General features: G+C 63.2%; 7 protein-coding genes. All 7 read right to left on the bottom strand.

The features are described from left to right. A complete protein-coding gene (locus FA04_RS27545; RefSeq protein WP_034787751.1) occupies positions 1 to 1,254 on the bottom strand; it encodes an adenylate/guanylate cyclase domain-containing protein in 1,254 nt (417 codons plus the stop codon). A 143-nt stretch (positions 1,255 to 1,397) separates the two neighbouring features. Continuing rightward, positions 1,398 to 2,867, bottom strand: coding sequence for a sensor histidine kinase (locus FA04_RS27540; protein WP_034787754.1), 1,470 nt, complete (start codon positions 2,865 to 2,867; stop codon positions 1,398 to 1,400). After that, a complete protein-coding gene (locus tag FA04_RS27535) occupies positions 2,864 to 3,538 on the bottom strand; it encodes a response regulator transcription factor (protein WP_034787757.1) in 675 nt (224 codons plus the stop codon). Before FA04_RS27535 ends, FA04_RS27540 begins: the two co-directional genes overlap by 4 nt. 66 nt (positions 3,539 to 3,604) lie before the next feature. Further along, positions 3,605 to 3,985, bottom strand: coding sequence for a hypothetical protein (locus FA04_RS27530; protein WP_034787758.1), 381 nt, complete (start codon positions 3,983 to 3,985; stop codon positions 3,605 to 3,607). 244 nt (positions 3,986 to 4,229) lie between these two features. Next, complete coding sequence (locus FA04_RS27525; RefSeq protein ID WP_051659110.1) at positions 4,230 to 4,538, bottom strand: hypothetical protein; 309 nt, start codon at positions 4,536 to 4,538, stop codon at positions 4,230 to 4,232. A 355-nt stretch (positions 4,539 to 4,893) separates the two neighbouring features. Further along, positions 4,894 to 5,646: an EAL domain-containing protein gene (locus FA04_RS27520; protein ID WP_234798792.1), complete on the bottom strand. Its 753-nt coding sequence runs from the start codon at positions 5,644 to 5,646 to the stop codon at positions 4,894 to 4,896. Positions 5,647 to 5,736: 90 nt separating this feature from the next. Next, complete coding sequence (locus FA04_RS35705) at positions 5,737 to 6,456, bottom strand: hypothetical protein (RefSeq protein WP_234798791.1); 720 nt, start codon at positions 6,454 to 6,456, stop codon at positions 5,737 to 5,739. Positions 6,457 to 6,538 lie beyond the last annotated feature (82 nt).

Raw genomic sequence — 6,538 nt, 5'->3', positions numbered from 1 at the left:
TTATCCTGCGGCGAGGCGCAGCTTCGGTGCCGGTTCGTTGCCGGAAAAAGCGAAGACCTCGATGGGTTCACCGATGCCCCTGACCGGGTAGGCGCCGAGATGCTCCATGCTCGAGGCGCAGCCGGCCAGCTCGACGAAGGCGCGCGACAACAGCACCGGGCGTTTGGTTTCCTTGGTCAGGCTCTCAAGCCTTGAGGCGATGTTGACGGCGGGGCCGATGACGGTGAAGTCGAGCCGGCGGCGCGAGCCGATATTGCCATACATCACGTCGCCGACATGCACGCCGATGCCGTAGCCGAGCGGCTCGCGACCTTTCGAGAGGTTGTCCTGGTTCAGGACGGCGATGGCTGCCTCCGCCTCCCGGATCGCCTGGAGCAGATTCTCCGCGGCGTCGGGGTTGCTTAGCGGAAAGATCGCCAGCAGCCCGTCACCCATGAATTTGAGGATCTCGCCTCCATGGCGCTCGATCGGTTCCGACATGGCGTCGAAATAGGCGTTCAGCAGTTCGATCACGTCGTCGCGCGGCCAGAGATCGGAAAGCTTTGTGAAATTGCGCAGGTCGCAGATCAGGATGGCGGCACCGACGGTGACGCCGCTGCCCCGTGTGGTGGCGCCGGCAAGGATCTGTTCGCTCGCGTGCGGGCCGACATAGGTTTCGAGCAGCGTTCGGACGAAACGGTTCTTCAGCCTGATTTCACTGACCAGCGCCAGCGCCGGCACGATCTTCGCGAGAAAGGCCAGATGTTCGTCTTCGAAGCCGCCCTTCCGGTCGCTGGCAAAGGTGACGATGTGGCGTTTGCCGAGCGTGTGCTCAAGCGGCCAGGCGATGTATTCGGTCAGGCCCTCGGCCCTGAGGTCAACATAGAGCGAGCTCTGTTCCTGCTCTTCCGTCAAGTCCTCGAGGTTGGTTCGAACCTCGGTGCCACCGTTATTGATCACGTAGAGCGGGCTGTTGAGGTAGAGAGCGGTGTTCTGGGTGCCATAGTCGTAGAGATCGATTTCGCCCTCGGCCAGCCCCTTGCGCCACAGGATGCGAGCGCCGAGCCATTGCGGATGGTTGATGCGGAAGTGCAACGTGGCGCGCGCAACCGGAATACCGGCGGCCTGCAGCCGTTCGCCCAACTCGACAAGGATATTGTCAATGAAGCGCTCGTTGCGCGTTTCGATGATCAGCCAGTCGAGCACGCCTTGGCGTCGAGCCGGAAAGCTGCCATCCTCGGGTGAAGGCGAGGGGGCCTCAGATGGGGTCTGCATTGCTGTTCTCCATGGCGCTCAAGCGGGTGAAGCCGCTTAAGCCGAACGATGTATCGCAGCAAATGTGGAGCATCGGCACCGCCTTGATAAGGGGCAACCTGAAAAGCTTTTGAGAAATCTGGGGCGGCATGCCGCCGCTTCTGTCAGACGATCGGGCGTGCCGGCGCGGCCGCAGGTCGGCTTCCGTCGATCAGCGGCAAGTGCAGGCGCACCCGCGTGCCACGCCATGGACCGGTGAGAATGTCGATACGGCCGTCGTGGAGCCGGGCGATCTCGCGCGCGAGATTGAGCCCCAGCCCGGCGCCGGTGGAGCGCGGACGCAAGCGATAGAAAGGTTCGAAGACGCGATCGCGCTCCTCTACCGGAATGCCGGGGCCTTCGTCGTGGATTTCGAGCCCGCCGGCGGCATCGACCAGAACGGTGATCGTGCCGGCACCGCCGCCATGTTCGATGGCGTTGCGCAGAAGGTTGGCGACAGCCTGCTCGATCTGCCGCGGCCGCGCGCTGACCAGGGCGCCCGGCGCTTCGGCTTCGAATGCCAGCTCGTAGCCGGCTTCGAACGCAAGCGGTGCGAAGTCCGCTGCCATGACCCTCCCGAGAGAAACGAGGTCGACCACCTCGAGCGGACCGCCGGCATGTTCGAGGACTTGCCGGTCGAGAAGCTGCTGGGCGAGATGCGACAGGCGCTCGATATCGAGCCTCAGGCGGGTGGTTTCGGGGTCTTCCTGCAGAAGCTCGGCGCGGGTCCGCAGGATCGCGATCGGGGTACGCAATTCATGGGCCGCATCGGTCAGGAAGCGGTTGCGCTGGTCGTATCCCTCTCCCAGTCGCGCCAGGGCCCGGTTGAAGGCCCGCACCAAAGGGGCGATTTCGGTCGGCACTTCCTCGGTTTCGAGCTGCACCGCGCGGTTGTCGATGTCGATGCGCCCCGCCTGGTCGGCGGTCGAGACGAGGCTCGCGAGCGAACGGCGCACGACGGCCGGCGTCGTCAGCAGAGTGGAGACGCCCATGACCAAGACGATCGGCAAAAGGAAGCAAAGGACAACAAGCACGAGCGTCGGCATGACCTCCATCCACGCCGTCCTGCCGTCGAGGTCGCGCGCCATATCGACATTGATGCTGATCTGCACGTCCAACGGCTCATTGTCGCGGCGGGAGGAAACTGTCGCCGCGAGGATCTGGACCCGGCCGGCTTCGGTCTCGACATTGTGGAGGACAGCGTCCGGAAGCGTACCGCCTTCTTCGAAAAGCAATTTCGCCCCCTCCACCCGTTGCAGCAGGTCGCCACCGGCTTCTTCATAGGGGGCAGGGACGTTTCCGTAGCGCACGACCTGGCCGGCGGCGTCGCGGACGATGTACCAGAGATTGGGATAGGACTGGCGAAGCTCGCGCAGGTCCTCGGTCTCGTGCACGGCCAGCACGCCGTTCGCGTCGCGCCCGACGGCGCGGTCGAGCACATCCAAGGCGGCTTCGTTGTCGACGAGCAACCGTGGCTGGGCGATGAACACGCCCAGGAAAAGCAGGCCGATGAAGACGAACAACGTGGCCGCCTGCAGGAGGATCAGCCGACGGACGAGGACCCATTGCAGCGAGCGCGGACGAACCTTGATCATGTCGTCGCGCGCAGGAGATAGCCGAGATTGCGGATCGCCCGGATTTCGACGCCGGCGCCGACGTCGTCGAGCTTGCGGCGCAGGCGCGAAAGATGGGAGTCGAGCGCGTTGGATTCGATCTCGTCTTCCATGGCGTAGACCGATTCTTCCAACGTCGCCCTGAGCACGGTTCGGCCGGGCCGCCGCATCAGCGCTTCGAGCGCAAGCCGTTCCCGGCGCAGAAGGTCGAGAGGCTTGTCGTCCACGGCGGCCTCCCGGTGGCGGAAGTCGTAGATGAGCCGCCCGACCTTGGTCTGCTCCGATTTGAGCGTGACCGGACGGCGGGCAAGCGCGCGCAGCCGCGCCATCAGTTCCTCGACGGCAAAAGGCTTGGAAAGATAATCGTCGGCACCGGCATCGAGCCCGCTGACCCGGTCGTTGATCGATCCCAATGCCGTCAGCATCAGGATCGGCGCCTCGACGCCAAGGCTTCTGAGCTTCGGGATAAGATCCAGCCCCTCGCCATCCGGCACCCGGCGGTCAAGCACGACCACGTCATAGGGCCAGAGTTCGGCAACGGCCTCGGCGTCGGCGAGCGTCGAGACATGATCGACGATCACCTGGCGCCGCGCCAGGGCAGCCTTGAGGGCCGAGGCCATCTCCGGCTCGTCTTCCAGCAGCAAGATGCGCATGCCACTTTCCCTTCTGTGCCCGCATCTATGCGGGTCGCTGATCCGTCACGTCGACTGCCCGAGGCGTCACTCGCATTCCAGCTTCGGCTGGCGGAAGTTGGTGATGTACCAGCGGCCGTGCTGCATCCGGGCGTAGAAGCTATAGAAGCACTCCTGTTCCTCGACATAGCCCGGCGTCGAATACTCCTCGTAGCGCATTCCGCGCCGGGTGTCCCTGATTTCGCCGCTGGATGTGCCGGAGACGACATTCGTTGAGATCTTGCGCCATTGATAGGCGCGCTCGTTCCAGCCGAGATCGAGAACATTGGTGGGCGGACCATAGTCGATGATGACGGATTCGACCGGCTGGCCGATATAGGTCTTCATCGTATCGGATGCACAGCCGGCCAGCAGGGCGGCGGTGGCGGCGAACCAGGCGAGGGTGCAAAACCCCTTAATGGAGAGCATGACGGATCCCGGTTTTCCTGCAGCGCCAGTCGTCCACGGGACGCGCGAAGCCAGCAGTTGTCGTTGACGTGCCGCCCGTCCGGAACGACTGCGATCCGGAGCGATGCGACGGCTGACCGGGAGCTAAAGGGCCAAGATTACAGGGGCATTGCAGGGCCGGCGCGAAGCTGGCGAAAGCTGCGCCGACGAAGCCGGTGGCGGGGGCAACGGATGTCGTTACTGCCGAAGAAGCGCTGCATACTTCCTAGGCAGCGCGGTCTGTGTCACGTGTTTGCGCTACCTTGGGATCAGCCGCGTAAACCAGGCCCGGCTTGACGATCCACTCGCCCGTGCGAAGTGCCAGTACATCAAAGCCGCCGCTCACCAGGCGCGGTGCCACGCCGACGAAACGATAGACAAGGCCCTCTCCGTCGCGCACGGATTCCCGTATCGGACAACTGCCCAGAGAGCCGATAACGTCGCCCTCGAACGCGACATCCACCAGCATGAAATATTCCGTCGGCAGACGGCGGCTGGCTCTGGAGGAGAGTTTGAACCCGTTTGTGAATTTCATAGTCTTGCTCGTCTGTGACGCCTTCGGAACCGGACATGCCGGTACTGGCAAGCGTCTGCGCTGTTCTGTTGCTTTCGCGTCCGAAGCCGGGTGGGTTGCCGCCAACGCAAATCCGGCCGATCACAGGAAAGGTGAATGCTGCGGCACCGGGTGTTGCGGCGCGGCACGTCTCAAGCCATCCAAAAGCGGCACCAGCATGGCAGCATGCCTGAGGCAAAACGACCTACAGGCACATTGCCGCCCGCTCCTTCTATCGCGCAGATCGGCATAGGATTTCGCCTGGGAAGATGGGATGGAAAGATCAGGAAAGCATAAGGGGAGGGAGTGCAGTGCGCTTGAATGATTGCGCGCGACGCTAGCAGAGCATCGCGGTTTGAGCTGGACGCAACTCGCCGCCAAATAGTGGGCTGAGGGTCGGTTCGGAGAGCAGGAACCCTTGCACGTGCGTTGCGCCGGCGCCTTGCGCGGCCTCAAATTGTGCATAAGTTTCAACACCTTCGACCACAACGACGGGAGCGACGCAGGACGCCAGACCCACCATGTGCAGAAGGAACCGCTCCGCGTCGGGACGTCCGAGCCGCAGGAAGAAGCCGTCGATCTTCACGATGTCGACGGGCAAGGACAAAAGTGCCTCCGGCGTCGAAAATCCCGTTCCGAAGTCATCGACGGCGACCCGATATCCAAGCTCGCGTACGCTTCGAACGAAACACCCGGCCGTCGGGAGCGCTGAGATCGGTAGGCTTTCGGCGAGTTCGAGCACGAGGCGCGGTGCCAGCCCCCGATGGGTCGACAGCAGATCCAGGAGCAGCGTCCGGTTACGTTCATCGCAGATGCTTTCGACCGAGATGTTGCAGCCGAGGTCGCCGGTTGGATGATGCGCCAACCAGTCGAAGGCGAGCGTGAGCATGTGCCTGTCCAGCGCAGCAATGCGGCCGGCCGCCTCCAGATAGCGTATGAACTCGCTGGCGGTCATGACCTCGCCGTCGGGTCGGATGATCCTTCCCAGACACTCCGAATAGAGCACGGTGCCGACATCGGCGACGGCATTGACGTGTTGAAGTGAAAACCCGACGCGCCCTTCTTTTGCTGCGTGGTCGAAGATTTCCACAACACGGTCAAACATTTAAACTCCATTGGCTTGGACGCGGGTCCGGATGCAGCCACCGGCTCACCAAGTGAGCCGGTGGCCAGTTCCTCGTTATTGGGCGGTCTCCGGCTCCGGTTCGACAACAACCACCGTCTGCGGCGGCAGCGTGCCGCGGATTTCGTCGATCTTGCCAACGGCGGGGCCGACCCCGAGAATCCCCTTGGCTTCGTCGACCATGTCGTCGGTCACCACGCCATCCTTGGTGAAGCCCGCTAGCGCCTCGCGCAGCGCTTCGTCGCTCAGCGCAGGATCGGCTGGGATGGCGTCGACGCCATTTTCCGCCTCGAACTGCGCATAGGCGATTGCGTAAGCGGAAACGGCCGCCATCTTCGGATCGTTTGAATTGAGATAGGCGTGGTAGTTGCGGTTGAGCGAGTTGAACCCTCGCTTAGACTCGGGCGCCACAACGGGATCGACTACCGGATCGACCACCGGGTCCGATGCAACCACGACCGATTTGGCGGGTTTCTCGGCTTTTGCCGATTTGGCTGCCTTGGTCGCCTTGGTCTTGCTGCCGGAGGTCCCGGATTTGTGCTGCGATTTTCCACTGGACTTGCCAGTGCTCGTTTCCTTGCTTCCGCGGGAAGTGTCGGATTTGCTGTGGCCAGAACCGCCACCGTGGCTCCCGCCATTGCCACCACCGTTGCCCCCGCCGTTACCGCCGCCGCCACCATTGCCACCACCGCCGCCATTGCCGCCTTTGGCGTAGGCGGAATCGATCAGGCTCAGGGAACCGGCAGCCATTGGCGCGACTGCCAGCGTCAGCGCCATGATGCTCCGGGCGATCAGCTTCGTCACAGGCATAGATATCTCCTCATTTCCAACTGGTCGTTCTCATTTGCTTACGGATCGA

Source organism: Ensifer adhaerens (genome assembly GCF_000697965.2).
Classification (GTDB): Bacteria; Pseudomonadota; Alphaproteobacteria; order Rhizobiales; family Rhizobiaceae; genus Ensifer; species Ensifer adhaerens.
This window is presented reverse-complemented; position numbering and strand designations above follow the sequence as displayed.